Annotated in this window: 16 protein-coding genes; 6 read left to right on the forward strand and 10 right to left on the reverse strand. The window is 65.3% G+C overall.

What is annotated here, in order from left to right:
• The 3 genes from ABV518_RS13260 to ABV518_RS13270 all read left to right on the forward strand — a co-directional run bounded on the left by ABV518_RS13260 (position 1) and on the right by ABV518_RS13270 (position 5694).
• Entirely contained in the window at positions 1–783 is a 783-nt protein-coding gene (locus tag ABV518_RS13260) for a succinate dehydrogenase iron-sulfur subunit (protein ID WP_131132717.1), read from the forward strand.
• A 90-nt stretch (positions 784–873) separates the two neighbouring features.
• On the forward strand, positions 874–1644 hold the full coding sequence (locus tag ABV518_RS13265) for a S9 family peptidase (RefSeq protein WP_131132718.1): 771 nt from the start codon (positions 874–876) through the stop codon (positions 1642–1644).
• Positions 1645–1773: 129 nt separating this feature from the next.
• Positions 1774–5694: a galactose oxidase-like domain-containing protein gene (locus ABV518_RS13270; protein ID WP_367767539.1), complete on the forward strand. Its 3921-nt coding sequence runs from the start codon at positions 1774–1776 to the stop codon at positions 5692–5694.
• Positions 5695–5704: 10 nt separating this feature from the next.
• On the opposite strand, the gene ABV518_RS13275 is transcribed toward ABV518_RS13270, so the two are convergent.
• The 8 genes from ABV518_RS13275 to ABV518_RS13310 form a co-directional block, all read right to left on the reverse strand.
• The gene (locus ABV518_RS13275) at positions 5705–6763 is read right to left on the reverse strand and encodes a YihY/virulence factor BrkB family protein (RefSeq protein WP_367767540.1); all 1059 of its coding nucleotides are present in this window, start codon (positions 6761–6763) and stop codon (positions 5705–5707) included.
• Positions 6764–6800: 37 nt separating this feature from the next.
• Positions 6801–7376, reverse strand: a complete 576-nt coding sequence (locus ABV518_RS13280) for a 2'-5' RNA ligase family protein (protein WP_367767541.1) — start codon at positions 7374–7376, stop codon at positions 6801–6803.
• A 34-nt stretch (positions 7377–7410) separates the two neighbouring features.
• Positions 7411–8523, reverse strand: a complete 1113-nt coding sequence (gene trpS, locus ABV518_RS13285) for a tryptophan--tRNA ligase (RefSeq protein WP_367767542.1) — start codon at positions 8521–8523, stop codon at positions 7411–7413.
• A gap of 17 nt (positions 8524–8540) precedes the next feature.
• Positions 8541–9374 carry an exodeoxyribonuclease III gene (locus ABV518_RS13290; protein ID WP_367767543.1) on the reverse strand — a complete coding sequence of 278 codons (834 nt, stop codon included), beginning with the start codon at positions 9372–9374 and terminating at the stop codon, positions 8541–8543.
• Positions 9375–9384: 10 nt separating this feature from the next.
• On the reverse strand, positions 9385–9948 hold the full coding sequence (locus ABV518_RS13295) for a hypothetical protein (protein WP_131132723.1): 564 nt from the start codon (positions 9946–9948) through the stop codon (positions 9385–9387).
• Between the two features lie 133 nt (positions 9949–10081).
• Complete coding sequence (locus ABV518_RS13300) at positions 10082–10915, reverse strand: ABC transporter permease (protein ID WP_367767545.1); 834 nt, start codon at positions 10913–10915, stop codon at positions 10082–10084.
• Complete coding sequence (locus tag ABV518_RS13305; protein ID WP_367767546.1) at positions 10912–11763, reverse strand: ABC transporter permease; 852 nt, start codon at positions 11761–11763, stop codon at positions 10912–10914. Before ABV518_RS13305 ends, ABV518_RS13300 begins: the two co-directional genes overlap by 4 nt.
• Positions 11756–12685, reverse strand: coding sequence for an ABC transporter ATP-binding protein (locus tag ABV518_RS13310; protein ID WP_367767736.1), 930 nt, complete (start codon positions 12683–12685; stop codon positions 11756–11758). Before ABV518_RS13310 ends, ABV518_RS13305 begins: the two co-directional genes overlap by 8 nt.
• A gap of 227 nt (positions 12686–12912) precedes the next feature.
• On the opposite strand from ABV518_RS13310, the gene ABV518_RS13315 reads away from it, so the two are divergent.
• A complete protein-coding gene (locus tag ABV518_RS13315) occupies positions 12913–13353 on the forward strand; it encodes a CHRD domain-containing protein (protein WP_367767547.1) in 441 nt (146 codons plus the stop codon).
• A gap of 88 nt (positions 13354–13441) precedes the next feature.
• Here the strand turns inward: ABV518_RS13315 and ABV518_RS13320 are convergent, their stop codons facing one another.
• Together ABV518_RS13320 and glyA are read right to left on the reverse strand one after the other, a co-directional pair.
• On the reverse strand, positions 13442–14335 hold the full coding sequence (locus ABV518_RS13320; protein ID WP_367767548.1) for a bifunctional methylenetetrahydrofolate dehydrogenase/methenyltetrahydrofolate cyclohydrolase: 894 nt from the start codon (positions 14333–14335) through the stop codon (positions 13442–13444).
• Positions 14336–14343: 8 nt separating this feature from the next.
• Positions 14344–15642 (reverse strand): serine hydroxymethyltransferase, encoded by a 1299-nt coding sequence (gene glyA / locus ABV518_RS13325; RefSeq protein ID WP_367767549.1) that lies wholly within the window; start codon positions 15640–15642, stop codon positions 14344–14346.
• A gap of 275 nt (positions 15643–15917) precedes the next feature.
• Here glyA and purU point away from each other — a divergent pair, with 275 nt between their 5' ends.
• Both purU and ABV518_RS13335 read left to right on the forward strand, forming a co-directional pair.
• Positions 15918–16778, forward strand: a complete 861-nt coding sequence (purU, locus tag ABV518_RS13330; protein ID WP_367767550.1) for a formyltetrahydrofolate deformylase — start codon at positions 15918–15920, stop codon at positions 16776–16778.
• Positions 16779–16821: 43 nt separating this feature from the next.
• Positions 16822–17508, forward strand: coding sequence for a class I SAM-dependent methyltransferase (locus ABV518_RS13335; protein WP_367767551.1), 687 nt, complete (start codon positions 16822–16824; stop codon positions 17506–17508).
• The last annotated feature ends 20 nt before the right edge of the window (positions 17509–17528 follow it).

Consider the following 17528-nt stretch of genomic DNA (forward strand, 5'->3'; position numbering starts at 1 on the left):
ATGTCCGCCGAACTTGCTGAGCCAGCCTCAAAGATCGAACTGCCCGCACACATCGGTGGCGGCGGCGAGATCCCCACATTCGACGTCCACCTCCGCGTGCGCCGCTACAACCCCGAGGTGTCCGAGGACGCCACCTGGGACGACTTCCATGTCACCATGTACGGCACCGACCGTGTGCTGGATGCCCTGCACAAGGTCAAGTGGGAGATCGACGGCAGCGTTTCGTTCCGCCGCTCCTGCGCCCACGGCGTCTGCGGCTCCGATGCCATGCGCATCAACGGCCGTAACCGCCTCGCCTGCAAGACCCTCCTGAAGGACCTGGACACCTCCAAGCCCATCACGGTCGAGCCGATCAAGGGCCTGCCGGTGGAGAAGGACCTGATCGTGGACATGGAGCCGTTCTTCCAGTCCTTCCGCGAGGTCATGCCGTTCCTGATCAACAAGGGCCACGAGCCCACCAAGGAACGCCTGCAGTCCGCCGAGGACCGTGAGCGCTTCGACGACACCACCAAGTGCATCCTGTGCGCCGCGTGCACGTCCTCCTGCCCGGTGTTCTGGACCGACGGCCAGTACTTCGGCCCGGCCGCGATCGTGAACGCCCACCGCTTCATCTTCGATTCCCGTGATGACGCCGGCGACATGCGACTGGAGATCCTGAACGACAAGGAAGGCGTGTGGCGCTGCCGCACCACCTTCAACTGCTCCGAAGCATGCCCCCGCGGCATCCAGGTGACCCAGGCCATCGCCGAGGTCAAGCAGGCAATTCTTTCCCGCAAGATCTAGTTCCGGTTAAAGCACGACGGCGTCATTCACTGAGGTGCGAATGGCGCCGTCGTTGTTTTAACCCACGCAGCCACAACGAAAGGGGACGCCATGTCCCGCTCCGAAAAAGTCAGCTTCGAAGGTTCCACCGGCGAACTCCTCTCAGGCATCATTGACGTCCCGGAGGGGCCCGTGCGGGGCTGGGGAGTGTTTTCCCACGGCTTTACGCTGGGCAAGGACAGCCCCTCGGCCTCACGGATGTGCAAGGCCCTGGCTGACACCGGAATCGGCATGCTCCGCTTCGACAACCTGGGGCTGGGCGACTCCGCGGGCTACTGGTCGGAAGGCTCCTTCAGCCACAAGGTGGCCGACACGGTCAAGGCCGCCGAGTTCATGCGCGCCCAGGGCAAGGCCATCTCCCTGCTCGTGGGCCACTCCTTCGGCGGTGCCGCCGTGCTTTCCGCGGCGCGCCAGATTCCGGAGCTCGACGCCGTCGCAACAGTAGGTGCCCCGTTCTCACCCAAGCACGTGGCACACGTCTTCGACGCCGCCCTGGACAAAATCCTCAGCGAAGGCAGCGCCGAAGTGGACCTCGGCGGGAAACGCGTGGAGATCCGCAGGCACTTCGTGGAGGACCTGGAAAATGCCGACCTCACGGACTGCATCCGGCAGCTGCACAAGCCGCTGATGGTGCTGCACTCCCCCACCGACAACACGGTGGGGATCGAGAACGCGAGCTCCATCTTCCAGACGGCCCGCCACCCCCGGAACTTCGTGTCCCTTGAGGGCAGCGACCACCTCCTGACCGGCAAGGGTCAGGCGGCCCGTGCGGCCAGGATCATCGCTGCCTGGGCCGACCAGTATCTCGACGCCGGGAAGTAGCGGCCTCAAAAGGTGCTGGCGGCGCCGCCGCGGTACCCCTAACTTGTCCCCCTACTTAGTCCCAGCTTCTTTACATTCTGCTGTGTGAGGGCCAAGTTCAAGGGATAGCCGTGAGTTTGCGAGGACACCATGCAGCGCAGCCCTTTGACCCGACCGTCCCACATGGCCACTGCGCTGGTGATCAGCCTGTTTGCCTTCGCGTGCAGCGTGGTCCTGCCGCCGCCGGCCAGTGCTGCGGGACTCGCCATGGACAAGGTGGTGAGCAGGCACCAGTCAGCCCCGTCGACGAGTATCGTGTCCCCGGCCTTCACCACCACCCAGCCCGGCGAACTTGTCCTCGCCTTTGTGTCAGCGGACGGTCCCGCGGTCAGCCGGGGCCAGCAGTTCACCGCTGTCACGGGCGGCGGCCTGACCTGGCGGCTCAGGCAACGGACCAACCTCCAGTACGGAACGGCTGAGATCTGGCAGGCGGTGGCCAGCGGGATCCTCACCAACGCCAGAGTCACAGCCAACCACCCGGGTAACTACCAGGCTTCCATGACGGTTGCCACCTTCACGGGGGCGGACATCACCTCCGACGGCGCCGTGTCCGGCGCCAGCGGTCCCACAGGCGCACCCTCTGCGGCGCTGACGACGACCCGGAACGGTTCATGGGTCTGGGGTGTGGGCAACGATTGGAGCAGGGCCGTAGCCAGGGCAGTGGGCCCCGGCCAGATCATGGTGGACGAATACACTTCCAGCCACGGTGACACCTTCTGGACCCAACGTCAGACGCTGCCCGCGGCGTCGCCGTCGTCTGTCACCATCAACGACACAGCCCCCACGAATGACATGTGGAACCTGTCATTGATCGAAGTCCGTGCCGCCAGCGGCAGTGCCGACACTACACCGCCGGCCCTCTCCGGCGTGTCGGCCGGAACCCCCGGCCAGACCGGGGCCACAGTGACCTGGACAAGCGACGAACCATCCACCAGCCAGGTTGAATACGGCACCACAACGTCCTACGGATCCAGCACCGTCCAGGACTCAGCGCTGACCACCTCCCACACCCAAGCACTGTCCGGGCTTACCGCCGGCACGCTGTACCACTACCGGGTGAAATCCGCCGATTCATCCGGTAACCTCGCGATCTCCCCCGATGCCACTTTCACCACCGCCACCCCCGCACCCGACACCACCCCACCGACTGTCTCCGTCACCGCCCCGGCGAACGGTGCCACAGTTTCCGGACAAATATCAGTGACGGCAACAGCCGCCGACAACGTGGGCGTGGCCGGTGTCCAGTTCACTTTAGACGGCGCCAATCTGCAGGCCGAGGACACCGTTGCCCCTTATTCGCTGACATGGAATACCGCCACAGCGAGTGCAGGCGCACATAACATTGCAGCCAGGGCAAGGGACGCCGCAGGAAACGTGACCACCTCGGCCAGCGTGTCCGTTACGGTCAACAATGCCGGGCAGGACCCTGCCGTCGTTGGATCCTGGGGCCCGTTGCAGCCGTGGCCCCAGGTGTCCATCCATGCGGTCCTCACCCACACAGGCAAAATCCTGACCTTTGAGGGCGACTTTTCCCAGCGCGGCGAGCAGTACCTGCTTGATCCAGTGACCGGAACCTACGAGCAACTTCCCGCCGCGCCCGTGGACCTGTTCTGCGCGGGACAAATCGCCCTTGCCGACGGCCGCGTCATGGTGGTCGGCGGCACATCGACCACGGGGGGCCTCGGCATCCGCGACATCACGGCCTTCAACCCGGTGACAAAAACGTGGCAGCCACTCGCGCCCATGCACTACGCCCGCTGGTACGCAACCGGGACCACGCTGGGGGACGGCAAGGTCCTGGTCACCTCGGGCGCCAACTTGAACTCGACGGACATCATCCAAATCCCGGAGCTGTACGACACCAGGACCAATACGTGGAGCGACTTGACCACCGCTACGCGCAATATCCCGTATTACCCCTTTATGTACCAGCTCCCTGACGGGCGGGTACTTCAGGCCGGAGCTTCCGAACGGGCAACCTCGACCATCGCCCTTAATGTCGCCACTCAGCAGTGGACCACCATCGATGGCCGCATTATCGACGGCGCCTCCATCACCAACTACGCACCTGGAAAGTTCATGAAAGCAGGGTCGGCTGCCGACAGTGGCTTTACGGGCCCCTCGTCGAACACCGCCTTCACGCTGGACCTGAATGCCGGAAACCCCATCTGGCAGCCGACTTCCCCAATGCAGTATCCGCGCAGCTTCATGAACCTCACCAATCTGCCGAATGGCTCCGTGCTGGCCGTAGGAGGGGGAACGGAAAAATCCAGTTTTGATGACAGCAAGGCCGTCAAAGCCGCTGAAATCTGGGATCCGGCTACTGGGCTGTGGCGGACCGTGGCAGAGATGGCGGTACCACGGCTGTATCATTCCACGTCGCTTCTGCTCCCGGATGGCAGGGTCTTTGTTTCCGGCGGCGGTGGAGACGCAGGTGTAACTGACCAGAACAACTACCAGATTTACTCGCCGCCATACTTGTTCAAGGGTCCCCGGCCGGCCATAACCTCCGTACCCGGCACCGTCCAGTACAACGCCAACGTGCTGGTGGAAACGCCCGACGCCGGCTCAATACAATCGGTCTCCCTGATCAGGACGGGCGCGGTGACGCACGCTTTCGACCAAAACGAACGTGCGCTGTCGCTGTCATTCACGCAGGCGCCCGGGGGGCTGAGCGTGCAGATGCCTGCGAATGGCAACTACGCACCTCCAGGGCATTACATGTTGTCCATTGTGAACAGCAACGGAGTTCCATCCGTTGCCTCCATGGTCCGGTTTCCTGCACCCTTCGAGGACACCGTGGCCCCGACCGCACCTGCCGGGCTGTCCGCAGCAGGGTCCACTGGGCTGGTGGACCTGACGTGGGAAGCATCGTCCGACAATATCGGCGTCGCCAAGTACACGATTTACCGCTCAGGCACAGCCGGATTTACCGCGGGTCCCGCCACCCAGGTTGCCCAGGTCGCGGGGACCGCCACGTCCTACCGGGACTCCGGTCTCGCGGCCGGCACCTACTTCTATCGAGTCAAAGCCGAGGACGCCGCCTCCAACCAGAGTCCGCCGTCGAACGAAGCAAACGGCCAGGCGTCCGGTGATACAACGCCGCCCACCGCTCCGGCGGGCCTTACCGCAACGGCAGGGACCGGCCAGATTTCGCTGGCGTGGACTGCCAGCTCCGACAACGTGGGAGTGGCACGGTACAACATCTCCCGGAACGGCGCGGCGCTGACCAACGTCACCGGCACCTCCTATGTCGATAGTGCAGTGACAGCCGGCACCCAGTACACCTACACGGTTACCGCCCAGGATGCCGCCGGCAATGTCAGCGGGGACTCGAACACCGCCACCGCAACGGCCGCTGCCGGCCCCAAGACCGTTACCGTGGACAGGATCGTTACCAGGCACCAAGGTACTAATTCCTCAACGGTGGCCGTGACTGGCCTGACCACCACGGCAACCAATCAGCTCTTGCTGGCCTTCATCAGCTCCGATGGGCCCAGTGGCGGCGGAACCGCTTCCATCCGCTCGGTGGCCGGTGCGGGCCTCACCTGGACGCTGCGCCAACGCGCCAACACGCAAGCCGGCACTGCGGAAATCTGGCAGGCTGTTTCGCCCGCACCCCTGACCAATGCCACTGTCACGGCCACACAGAACTCTGGCACCTGGCAGTCGTCCATGTCGGTGGTTGCGTTCCTGAACGCCGACACAGCCAACGGTGCCGTGGCCGGTGCCAGCGCCGCCTCCGGGGCGCCCACGGCCAGCCTCACCACTACCCGTGCCGGCTCGTGGGTCTGGGGAGTGGGTACGGACTGGGCGTCCCCCACTGCCCGCACCGTCGGTCCGAACCAGACTTTGGTGGACCAGTTCCTCGCTCCTGCTGGGGATACCTACTGGCTGCAGCGACAGAACGCTCCGACGGCGGCAACGGGCACACTGGTCACCATCAACGACACTGCACCAACCAACGACATGTGGAACCTGGCTGTGATCGAGGTACTCCCGGCGCCGTAGTCCGCCGGAGTCAGGGCCGCCTGGCCCGGCCAATACCTCGACGCCGGGACGTAGCGGCCGCGCCGGCGTGGTCTCCGGGCCTCTCCACCGGCACCTTGCCCGGCTGGACCTGGCGTGAACCCCACCCGGCTTTGTCATGCTCCGCGGGGGCGCTTCTGAGGTCTTCGTCGCGGATGGCGGACCAGCCAGCGGAAACCAGGTAGACCTGGCTGACCAGGTTGAACCAGATCAGCAGCCCGATGATGATGGCGAACGGCGCCAGGATAGGGTTGCGGCTGGCTCCGGCCAGGAGCTCGGTGCTGAACACCTGCAGGACCGTGGTGCCGAACGCCGCAAGGATGGTGCCTTCCAGCAAAGCCTGCCTGGACAGCTTCAAACCCCCGGCGAGACGGAACATGATGACCGCCGTGACCCAGTTCAGTGCAAGCGGCACACCGATCTTGATCAGCGTGGTCAGCGGGCCCGCCACGGCGTCGTCCAGCTGGAGGAAATCGGTGGCCCAGCCGGCGGCGGTGCCGAAGACCAGCGAGGCTCCGGCACTGATCACCAGCGCGGCCCCCAGGAGCAGGAGGGTGCCGGCGTCGCGCAGTTTCAGGACGACTACGTTGATCTTCAGGGGCGGGAGCTGCATCACTCCGCGCAGGCCGTCGCGGAGCCCGGCAATCCACCCCAGCGAGGTGATCACGGTGACCACTGCGGCGATGGCAGCCGTCCACCCCAGGCCGTCCGGGTTCAGCAGGTCCTGCGGATCCACCAGTCCTTCGCCGCCGCCCACCTTGAGCAGGCCGGGCGCGCTCTGCGCGACGCTTCCGATGATGGTGTCCAGGAGGGCTGGCTGGTCGCGCAGCACCAGCCCCGCAACCGAGAAGCCGGTGGCCAGCAGGCCGGTGATGGAGAAGAACATGTTGAAGCCGATGCCCGCACTCATCAGCGGGCCGTGCTGGAGGTTGTAGTGCTGCCATGCCCGCATGGGCCGGAACGCGTTCAGCCGGGCGAGGAGCCACTGGAACATTGCCAGCAGACTGGCCGCCGGGCCGCCGTCGGACCTCCTGGCTTTGCCCCACTCCATCCGCTTCTGGATGACCGCGAGCTTCAGCTTGCCACGCTCAGTGGGAAGCGGCTGCTCCGCCGGAGTTGGCGGCTGCGTCCGCAGCCCAGACGCCGGCTTCGTTGTCAGTTTCGGTCCCAAAGTCCAGCTCTTCCCGTAGCTGCCAGATGCCGTCAGCATCGTGCTCGTAAAGTCCCATGCTAACCACAGGGAACGTTGCCCTATAGTCCTTAAGCACCGTTTCGGCCTCGTCGAGGCTTTCGGGGGCAACATCGTGGGCGACCGTCACATGCGGGTGGTAGGAGAACGGCAGGTCCCGCTGGAGCGGTCCGGTCTGGAGCTTTTCGTGCAGGTCCACGCAGGAGTCGAAACCGTCCTCCACGTTGATGAAAACCACCGGGGACACGGGCCGGAAGGTTCCCGTCCCCGCAATGGTCACCATGAAGGGCGCCTGGGCTTTGGCGACCTCACGGACGTGCTCCCGCGTTGCCTCCCAGTCAAGGGTGGGAGTGGTGGTGATCAGGGTGATGTGGGCAGGGATCACCCCCGCCATGGGATCACCGAACGAGGCGCGCCAGCGTTGAAGTTCTTCCGCGATGGCAGGGGGGAATCCCAGAATGACGCCTACGCTCATTCCTTCACTGACATTGCTGGAGGCCGACATCGGGTTAGCGGACTCCCGGGGAGCCGCCGTAGGGAAGGAACCCCACCTTGGCATAGACGTCGCTGAGGGTGGCCGCGGCGATTTCCCGGGCCTTGTCCGCGCCGTGGGCCAGCAGCCTGTCCAGTTCGGCGGGGTCCGACAAAAGCTCGTTGGCGCGGTCGCGGATGGGGGTGAGGTGCCCTACCACCGCTTCTGCCAGGTCCACCTTGAGGTGGCCGTACATCTTTCCCTGGTAGGCCTCCACAAGCTGCTCCACGCTCTGGCCGGTCACTCCGGCGAAGATTGTGAGGAGGTTGGAGACACCGGGCTTGGTTTCGCGGTCGAAGCGGATTTCCGTCTCGGTGTCGGTGACGGCGGACTTGATCCGCTTGGCCGTGACCTTGGGTTCGTCGAGGAGGTTGATCAGGCCCGCCGGCGATTCGGCCGATTTGGACATCTTCGCGGTGGGGTTCTGCAGGTCGTAGATCTTCGCGGACTCCTTCTGGATGAAGGGCTGCGGAACGGTGAACGTCTCGCCGAAGCGGGAGTTGAAGCGGGTGGCGAGGTCGCGGCTCAGCTCGACGTGCTGGCGCTGGTCCTCGCCCACCGGGACGCCCTGCGGCTGGTACAGGAGGATGTCGGCCGCCTGCAGGATGGGGTAGGTGAACAGGCCCACGCTGGCGAAATCGGTGCCCTGCTTCTGCGCCTTGTCCTTGAACTGGGTCATCCGGGACGCCTCACCGAAGCCTGTGATGCAGTTCAGGACCCAGGCGAGCTGCGCGTGTTCCGGCACCTGGGACTGGACGAACAGGGTGCACTTGTGGACGTCCACGCCGCCGGCGATGTACTGGGCCGCGGTGATCCTCGTGCGCCGGGCCAGTTCGGCCGGATCCTGGGGGACGGTGATGGCGTGCAGGTCCGGGATGAAGAACACGGCGTCGTATTCGTCCTGCATCCGGACCCAGTTCACCAGGGCGCCAAGGTAGTTGCCCAGGTGCAGCGAGTCCGCGGACGGCTGCATGCCGGACAGGATGCGGTGCCGCACGCCGGTAGCGGGCTGGCTGGCATTTGCCTGCGCGGCGACGGCGTCAGTTGCCGGCGATGCGGCGGGGCCGGTGACTGTAGGGGAGGTGGTCATTCGTTGTGGCCTTAAATCTAGAGCCGGTAGTCCACTACCAGCGGTGCATGGTCAGAGAAGCGGGTGTCCCATGACGGCGCCCGGTCAACGACTGCGGAGAATGCGGACGCAGCAAGTTCCGGCGTGGCCAGGTGGTAGTCGATCCGCCAGCCAGTGTCATTGTCGAAGGCCTGGCCGCGCTGCGACCACCAGGTGTAGGGGCCGTCGACGCTGCCTGCCAGGCCACGGTGGACGTCCTTCCAGCCGATCTCTTCACCGAAGAAGCGGTCAAAGTACGCCCGTTCCTCGGGCAGGAAGCCGGCCTTTTTGACGTTGCCCTTCCAGTTCCGGATGTCCAGCTCGGTGTGGCCCACGTTCAGGTCGCCCACCACCAGGGCGTGGTCGCTGTGCTTGGTCAGTTCCGGCAGCCGGGTGGTCATGGCGTCCAGGAAACGGTACTTGTCCACCTGTTTGGGGGTTCCGGCTTCGCCGGAGTGCACGTAGGCGCTGGCAACGGTCAGCTGCACCGCGTTACCCGCAGCGTCGGTCAGCCGGAAATCGGATTCGACCCAGCGGCCGGCGGTGGCGAAGTAGTCGTCCCCGATGCCGTTGCGCGTTTCCAGCGGTTCTTCGCGGGAGGCAATGGCGACGCCGGCGCGGCCCTTGGCCTCGGCTTCAGCGTGCAGGATGTGCCAGCCGTCGCCCAGCAACTGGCGGACGATCGCGTCCGGCGCGCGGACCTCCTGGAGGCAAAGGATGTCCACCTCGCGGGGCTCCAGCCACTCCGCCATGCCATTCCTGTAGGCAGCGCGGAGGCCGTTGACGTTGACTGATGCGATGCGAAGGTGGTCCTTCTTCAATGCCGAGCTCACCCGCTCCACTCTAGTCGATGACCGTTCCAGTGACCGGGTCCCCCGTGCCGCCCGAGGAGCGGATCATGTCCCGGGCATTGGTGGCGGTAATTTCGATGGTCTCCAGGGCACGGCTGATGGTGTCCAGATCCGCGGCGTCACCCTTGGCCCGCTCCTGCTCTACCACCCGGACCTGCACCTGAACGATCTTGAAGGAGTGGTCCAGCTTGAGGTCGCGGACTTCGTCCGCTTCGGAGCGCTCGTAGACCACCCGGGTGCCGCCATGGTCCGCAGAGGACGACGACGGCGCGCGGCCGGCTGCGCTGTTGAAGGCATTCTGGGCTTCAGTCAGCTTGGCGCCGGCCTTCTTAGCGGCCTTCTGGATGCTGAAGACCACAAACGCTGCCAGTGCGAGCCAGAAGGCGGCGATGATCGCAACAACCCAGCCGACGACGTCGTTCTGGTTGGCTGCAAAGATGACCGCGACAACAAAGGCGATGACAAAGATCATCATGCCCGGGCCACTGATCCGCAGCATGGAGAAGCCGCCCTTGGCCGGTTTGGACGCAGAGTGAGGGTTACCCAGAGATTGCATTCCTATATTGTCTCAAACGCCGCGGCACGCTCCGGTACCTTCCACCCCCGGCGAACATCCTCAACTAAGTAGCAGCAGATGTCGTTATGAGCCCTCATAACGACATCTGCTGCTACTTAGTTGGGGTGGGGCGCTACTTCAGGAACAGCTTGCGGAGTCGGACGGTGGTGAGCAGCATTCCCAGCGCCGTCATCAGCAGGTAGTAGCCGACGTGGATGGCGGTGGCCGGAGTGAAGGCGCCGACGCTGATCTGGCGCAGCAGCTCCACGCCGTGCCAAAGCGGCATGGCCTGGATGAGCCACTGGATGTATTGCGGGTAGACGCTGAGCGGGTAGAACGTGGCGCTGAACAGGAACATCGGCAGCATGATGAAGTTGATCCAGTCCATCTGCTGGAAGGTCTTCAGGAAGCTGGTAATCCCCATCCCCAGGCTGGCGAAGCCGAAGGCGATCAGCACGGAGGCCGGGATCATCAGGATGGCCCACGGAGTGGTGATCAGCCCCATCAGGCCCATCACCGCCGTGAATCCGGTGGCGTAGAGCAGCCCGCGCAGCAGGGCCAGGAAGATCTCGCCCAGGGCCACATCCAGCGGCCCCAGGGAGGTGTAGAGCATGCCCTGGTAGAGCTTGGCGAAGTTCATCTTGAAAAAGACGTTCCATGTGGAGTCGTACACCGCGCCGTTCATGGCGGAGACGGCCAGCAGTGCCGGAGCGATATAGGCCGCGTAGCTGATCTCCGTCCCGTCGGGTCCCTGCACGGCGCCCACGATGGCGCCCAGGCCCACCCCCATGGAAATCAGGAACAGCACGGGCTCGAAGAACCCGGACAGCATCACCAGCCAGTTGGTGCTTTTGGTTGCCATGAGGCCCCGGGAGATCACGGCTTTGGCATTACGCGAATAGAGCGGCCCGAATGTCCTGTTCCGGGCTTCGTCTGCCACGGCGTGGCTGCCAGTGACAGTGCTCATTGCCCCATCCTTTTAACGAACTGTTGTTTGGTGAGGATCCAGCCCAGCGCCGCAAGCGCCACCAGCACCACGAGGTGCACCACCGTGAGGACCGGCGGTTCCTGGTAGCCGTAGCTGAAAACGCGGCCGAGTTCGGTGCCGTGCCAGATGGGCGAGATCCAGCCAATCCAGCGGACTGCCAACGGAAGGCTGTCCAGCGGGAAGAACGTGCCCGAGAAGAGGAACAGCGGCATCACGATAAACCGCATTACCAGGGCGAACTGTCCCTTGTCCTCCTTGATGGACGCCGAGTAAGCCATCAGCGGCAGGCCGAAGGACAACCCCGCCAAGGTGGCCACAACGATGCCCGCCCAGCCCCAGCCGGAGGGAGAGGCATTGAACAACGCCACGGCTGCGAAGTAGATGGCGGACTGCAGCAACAGCCGCACCGTCACCGCAATGATGCGGCCGGCCGCGATCTGCTCCGGGGTAAGCGGCGACGCGTGCGGCCCATAAAAGGTCCGGCGCCACTTGAAGCCGCCCATCACCGGGAAGGTGAACTCGTTGGCGGCGGTCATGACGGCCGCGGACACCAGAAGAGCCGGGGCAATGAAGGCCAGATAGCTGACACCTCCAAAGGCGCCTGCGTCCTCGGCATCCACCAGTGTTGCCATTCCCACTCCCATGGCGAAGAGGTAGGCCACCGGCTGGCCCACGCTGTACATCAGCATGGACCAGCCGTACCCCCACATCACCCGGAGTATCTGCTCCGCGTAGTAGAAGGCGCCCCAGCGCCGGGCCCTGGCGGCGGAGACTTCCGGCGAATGGGCGCGGGCCGCTGTCGCGGTCAGGGCAGCATCCTCAGTCAACGAGGCTCCTGCCGGTCAGGCGGAGGAAAACGTCCTCCAGCGAGGACCTGCGCACGAGTGACGTCAGCGGCCGCAGGCCGCGGGAAGTGACCTCCTCAAGGGCGGCTTCGCCGTCGTGCGCGTAAATGAGCACCCGGTCCGGCAGCGCTTCGAGGCGTTCACCGATCCCCTGCAGTTCCGCGCCGATGGTGCCGTTGCGCTCCGATCCGAAGCGCATCTCCAGCACCTCGCGGGTGGAATGCTCCCGGATTAGCTGCGCCGGCGTTCCTTCGGCCATGATCCGGCCCTTGTCCACCACGATCAGCCTGTCGCACAGCTGCTCGGCTTCATCCATGTAGTGCGTGGTCAGGATTAGCGTGACGCCCTGTTCCTTGAGCCGGAACAGCCGGTCCCACAGGATGTGCCGTGCCTGCGGGTCCAGCCCGGTGGTGGGTTCGTCCAGCAGCAGGATCCGCGGCTCGTTGATGAGGGAGCGGGCGATGGTGAGGCGCCGTTTCATGCCGCCGGAGAGCGCATCGACCTTGGATTTCGCCTTGTCAGTGAGCTGCGCGAACTCCAGCAGCTCGTCGGCCTTCGGCTTGAGGTAGCTCATCGGCAGGCCGAAATAGCGGCCGTAGACCAGGAGGTTGTCCCGGACCCGAAGCTCCTCGTCCAGGTTGTCCTGCTGCGGCACCACGCCCAGGTGCGCGCGGACCTCGGGCCCGTGGCTGTCGGGGTCCAGGCCCATGATGCTGAGGTCCCCGGAAGTGCGCTGGGTGACCCCGCCGATCATTTTCATGGTGGTGGATTTCCCGGCGCCGTTGGGGCCGAGCAGCCCGAAGGACTCGCCTGCCGGAACGCTGAAGGAAATCCCGTCGACGGCGGCCACATCACCATAGGTCTTGCGGAGGTCTTTCGCGGCGATCACGGTGTGCTGCTTGATCGGCTGGCCGGCGGAGGGGTTGGAGGACACGATGGCTCTATTCTGCACCCTCCGCAGACTAGTTCAGCCCTCCGGAATGTGAAAGAGGACTTGCACTTGGACGGCAAGAACGTTCGACGGCGGCACCGCCTGCCAGCCCAATCGTGGGCTATTGTGCGGGCTGGGGCCCCGGCGTAGCGTGACTTTCACTGGAGGGTGGAACAAAAATCTCTAGTTGAGGACGCATCATGAAAAGTTCCGGGTTGAGGACCGCCGCGGTGGTAGCCGCCATCGTCTCCCTCCTGGGGATCACCGCCCCTGCCGAGGCAAAACCGGGAGGCGTGCCCGCCATTCCGCTGAACACCGGCCAGGAGGCCGACTCCGTCAGTACCGGGGCCGGCGGCTCGTTCAGCTACACGATAGACGGCACCGAGCTCTGCTATACGCTGACGGCCCGCGCCCTGTCCGCCCCGGCCACGGCGGCCCACATCCACATCGGACCCCGCAATGTGGCCGGTCCGGTAGTCGTTCCGCTGCAGGTGGTCAGCGGCACCGACTGGACGGTTGATACCTGCACCACGGCGAGTGCGGCCGCGCTGTCCGCCATCGAGGCCAGCCCGGGCGCCTATTACATCAACGTGCACAACGCCCTTTTCCCGGGCGGCGAGATCCGCGGCCAGCTGAAGTAGCCGCGGCTTAACAGACAACGCCCGACGCCGGCACGCCCTTGAGTGAAAGGTGCGCGCCGCCGTCGGGCGTTGCTTTTTTGCCTCGGTGCTAAACGATTCCCGCCTGGCGTTCCGCCGCTTCGACCACGTTGGTCATCAGCAACGCCACGGTCATGGGACCGACGCCGCCGGGGTTCGGCGAAATCCAGCCAGCTACCTCGGCAGCGGCGGGATCGATGTCGCCGTGGACCTTGCTCTTACCCGTCTCAGGGTCACTTTCACGGGTGACGCCGACATCGAGCAGGGCCGCGCCCGGCTTGACGTCCGCGGCCTTGACAATGTGCTTGACACCCGCTGCGCCCACAATGACGTCCGCCTGCCGCAGCAGCTCCGAGAGGTTCTTGGTGCCGGTGTGCGTCAGGGTCACGGTGGCGTTCACGGCCCGCCGGGTGAGCAGCAGGCCGATCGAGCGGCCGATCGTGACGCCGCGGCCAACAACCACGACATGCTTGCCGGCGAGGCTGTAGCCGTTGCGCTCCAGGAGCTCGATGACGCCGCGGGGCGTGCACGGCAGCGGCGAGGTAATTTCGCCGTTGACGTTGAGCACCAGCCGGCCAAGGTTGGTCGGGTGCAGGCCGTCGGCATCTTTGGCGGGGTCGATCCGCTCAAGGATGGCGTCGGTGTCCAGGTGCTTGGGCAATGGCAGCTGCACAATGTAACCATGGCAGGCGGGGTCCGCATTGAGGTCGTCAATAAGGGCCTCAACCTGGGCCTGGGTGGCATCCGCCGGAAGCTCGCGCTGGATCGAGTTCATCCCGATCTCCACAGACTGCTTGTGCTTCATGGACACATACAGCTGCGAGGCCGGGTCCGCGCCCACCAGCACGGTGGCGATGCCGGGAGTGATGCCGCGGGCCTTGAGGGCCGCGACACGCTCGGTCAGCTCGGATTTGATGGCTGCAGCTGCTGCCTTGCCGTCAAGGATCTTCGCGGTCTGCGCCATGGACGGGGTTACCACTGCTCGTGCTGCGGGTAGAGCGGGAAGTCGGCGGCGAGCTTGTCCACGCGGGACTGCAGGGCCTCGACGTCGGTGGCGGAGCCGGCCTTCAGCGCGGTGGCGATGATCTCGGCGACCTCGGTGAACTCGTCGGCGCCGAAGCCGCGGGTGGCCAGGGCCGGGGTGCCGATGCGCAGGCCGGAGGTGACCATCGGCGGGCGGGGGTCGAACGGCACAGCGTTGCGGTTCACGGTGATGCCTACGGAGTGCAGGAGGTCCTCGGCCTGCTGGCCGTCCAGCTGCGAGTTGCGCAGGTCAACGAGGACCAGGTGCACGTCGGTGCCGCCGGTGAGGACGGAGACGCCGGCTTCGGCGACATCGGCCTGGTTGAGGCGGTCGGCGATGATCTTGGCGCCTTCGAGGACACGCTCCTGGCGTTCCTTGAATTCCTCGGTGCCGGCGATCTTGAACGCAACGGCCTTGGCCGCAATGACGTGCATGAGCGGGCCGCCCTGCTGGCCCGGGAAGACGTTGGAGTTGAGCTTCTTGGCCCATTCCTGCTTGGCCAGGATCACGCCGGAACGGGGGCCAGCGAGGGTCTTGTGCACGGTGGAGGTGACGACGTCGGAGTACGGCACCGGGCTCGGGTGCAGGCCTGCTGCCACCAGTCCGGCGAAGTGTGCCATGTCGGTCCAGAGCAGCGCGCCCACTTCATCGGCGATGGAGCGGAAAGCGGCGAAGTCCAGGTGGCGCGGGTAGGCGGACCAGCCGGCGATGATGACCTGGGGCTTCTCGGCGATGGCCTGCTCGCGCAGCTTGTCCATGTCGATCCGGAAGTTGTCTTCCTCGACCTGGTAGGCGGCGACGTTGTAGAGCTTGCCGGAGAAGTTAAGCTTCATGCCGTGGGTCAGGTGGCCGCCGTGGGCCAGGGACAGGCCCAGGATCTTGTCACCGGGGGTGATCATGGCGGACAGCGCAGCGGCGTTGGCCTGCGCACCGGAGTGCGGCTGGACGTTGGCGTACTCGGCGCCGAAGAGGGCCTTCACGCGGTCGATGGCCAACTGCTCGGCGATGTCCACGTATTCGCAGCCGCCGTAGTAGCGGCGGCCCGGGTAGCCTTCGGCGTACTTGTTGGTCAGGACGGAGCCCTGGGCTTCCATCACGGCGCGCGGGGCGAAGTTTTCGGAAGCGATCATTTCCAGGGTGCCGCGCTGGCGGCCAAGTTCCTGGTCGAGGACTGCTGCGATTTCGGGATCGAGCTCGGCCAGCGACTGGTTGCTGACTGCGGCTGTTGTGGTGGCGGTAGTAGTCACGAAAAACTCCTGGCTAGGGATACGGGCACTGCTAAAGGTCAGGCTACCGGCTGGCGCACGCCCCCGCCCCTTGATGACAGGGCGTGAAAGTGCGCAGGATGGTACTGCTCCCCCATCAGGGTTTGCAGCACTGTCCGGCAAGACATGACCCTCGGCCCAGGCGTACGATCCGTGGTCTTCGTGATTGCCGCTCCCTGGTGGTTAGCCACCCAACGCCAGTTGCGACCCCACAAGACTACCAAAGACGCCCGGCGGGCGCGGGTAGGCTGGTAGGCGTGAGTGATGAGCAGCTGAACCAAGCGTATGTAGTAACCCTGTCCTGCCCGGACCGCCCCGGAATCGTGCACGCCGTGGCGGGTGCCCTGCTGGTGGCGGGATGCAACATTACGGACTCCCAGCAGTACGGCAGCCCTGCCACCGGGAACTTCTTTATGCGCGTTGAGGTCACGACGGCGGCCGGCAAGGCCGAGCTCAAGGCGGCACTGGAGCCGGTGGTCGAGGCCTTCGGAATGCAGTGGAGCCTCAACGCCGTGGGCCAGAAAGTGCGCACCCTGCTGATGGCCAGCACATCGGCGCACTGCCTGAACGACATCCTGTTCCAGCAGCGCTCCGGCACGCTGCCCATCGAGATCCCCGCCATTGTCTCCAACCACCGGGACCTCGCCGGGCTCGCCGAGTTCTACGGAATCCCGTTCCACTACATTCCGGTCACGCCCGACACCAAAGCCCAGGCCGAGGACAAGCTGCGGGCCATCATGGCCGAGCACGACATCGAGCTGACGGTCCTGGCCCGCTACATGCAGATCATTTCGGATGACCTCTGCGCTGAGCTGACCGGCAAGGCCATCAACATCCACCACTCCTTCCTGCCGTCCTTCAAGGGCGCCAAGCCCTACCACCAGGCCCACGCCCGCGGCGTCAAGCTGATCGGCGCCACCGCCCACTACGTCACGGCCGCGCTGGACGAGGGACCGATCATCGAGCAGGAAGTGATCCGGGTGGACCACGCGCGCACGCCGGAGCAGTTTGTGCAGATGGGCCGGGACGTGGAGGGCCGCACGCTGGCGCAGGCGGTCCAGTGGCACGCCGAGCACCGGGTGCTGCTGGACGGCAACCGCACCGTCGTCTTCAACTGACAGGTATTAACTGGCGGGCTTCAACTGAGGGACGGGGACCAGCATGGACGCAGCATCCGGGGTTGGGATGGGGGAAGCCGGCAGCGAGCAGCACCTCGCCGAGTTCTACAACCGCCGTGCCGCGTCCGGCTGGGATCATCCCCTGTCTCCGCGGCGGGTGGAAGCGCGCGGGCGGTTCATCAGCCTGCTGAAGTCCGAAGGCCGCCACGACGTCCTGGAGATCGGCTCCGGCCCCGGCCAGGATGGCCTGAAGTTTGTCCAGGCCGGCATCCATTACACCGGTGTTGACCTCTCCGAGGAGCACGTCCGGCAGGCCCGGGCCAAAGGCCTCGCTGTCTCGGTAGCAAGCGCCCGGAGGCTGCCTTTCGCCGATGGCTCATTTCCCGCGGTGTGGTCGATGAGCACGCTGCTGCACATCCCCGCCGCGGATATCGACGGCGTCCTGCGCGAACTGGTGCGCGTCACGGCACCCAACGCGCCCATCGCCGTCGGCCTCTGGTCCGGTGACGACGAAGAAGTGCTGAACCCGGAGGATGACCTTGAACCACGGCGGTTCTTCAGCCGGCGCAGCGACGAAACAGTGCGGCGGGTCTTCGGACGGCACGGCGCGATCGAGGATTTTGTCACTTGGCCTGAAGGCACCGGCGAGGAATCCGGCCCGGGCGCCGGGCACTGGACGCAGCACTACCAGTTCCTGATCCTCCGCACCCCCGCCTCCCCCAGCTACTAGCGGTCGGGGATGTCCTAGGC

Origin of the sequence: Arthrobacter sp. HS15c (genome assembly GCF_040812005.1) — a bacterium.
Taxonomy (GTDB): Bacteria; Actinomycetota; Actinomycetes; order Actinomycetales; family Micrococcaceae; genus Arthrobacter.

Coding starts and splice junctions, on each gene's coding strand:
- ABV518_RS13270 (WP_367767539.1), top strand. CDS start 1,774: ATGCAGCGCAGCCCTTTGACCCGACCGTCCCACATGGCCACTGCGCTG.
- ABV518_RS13315 (WP_367767547.1), top strand. CDS start 12,913: ATGAAAAGTTCCGGGTTGAGGACCGCCGCGGTGGTAGCCGCCATCGTC.
- ABV518_RS13295 (WP_131132723.1), bottom strand. CDS start 9,948: ATGCAATCTCTGGGTAACCCTCACTCTGCGTCCAAACCGGCCAAGGGC.
- ABV518_RS13280 (WP_367767541.1), bottom strand. CDS start 7,376: ATGAGCGTAGGCGTCATTCTGGGATTCCCCCCTGCCATCGCGGAAGAA.
- ABV518_RS13300 (WP_367767545.1), bottom strand. CDS start 10,915: ATGAGCACTGTCACTGGCAGCCACGCCGTGGCAGACGAAGCCCGGAAC.
- ABV518_RS13275 (WP_367767540.1), bottom strand. CDS start 6,763: ATGGAGTGGGGCAAAGCCAGGAGGTCCGACGGCGGCCCGGCGGCCAGT.
- ABV518_RS13260 (WP_131132717.1), top strand. CDS start 1: ATGTCCGCCGAACTTGCTGAGCCAGCCTCAAAGATCGAACTGCCCGCA.
- ABV518_RS13335 (WP_367767551.1), top strand. CDS start 16,822: ATGGACGCAGCATCCGGGGTTGGGATGGGGGAAGCCGGCAGCGAGCAG.
- ABV518_RS13320 (WP_367767548.1), bottom strand. CDS start 14,335: ATGGCGCAGACCGCGAAGATCCTTGACGGCAAGGCAGCAGCTGCAGCC.
- ABV518_RS13265 (WP_131132718.1), top strand. CDS start 874: ATGTCCCGCTCCGAAAAAGTCAGCTTCGAAGGTTCCACCGGCGAACTC.
- trpS (WP_367767542.1), bottom strand. CDS start 8,523: ATGACCACCTCCCCTACAGTCACCGGCCCCGCCGCATCGCCGGCAACT.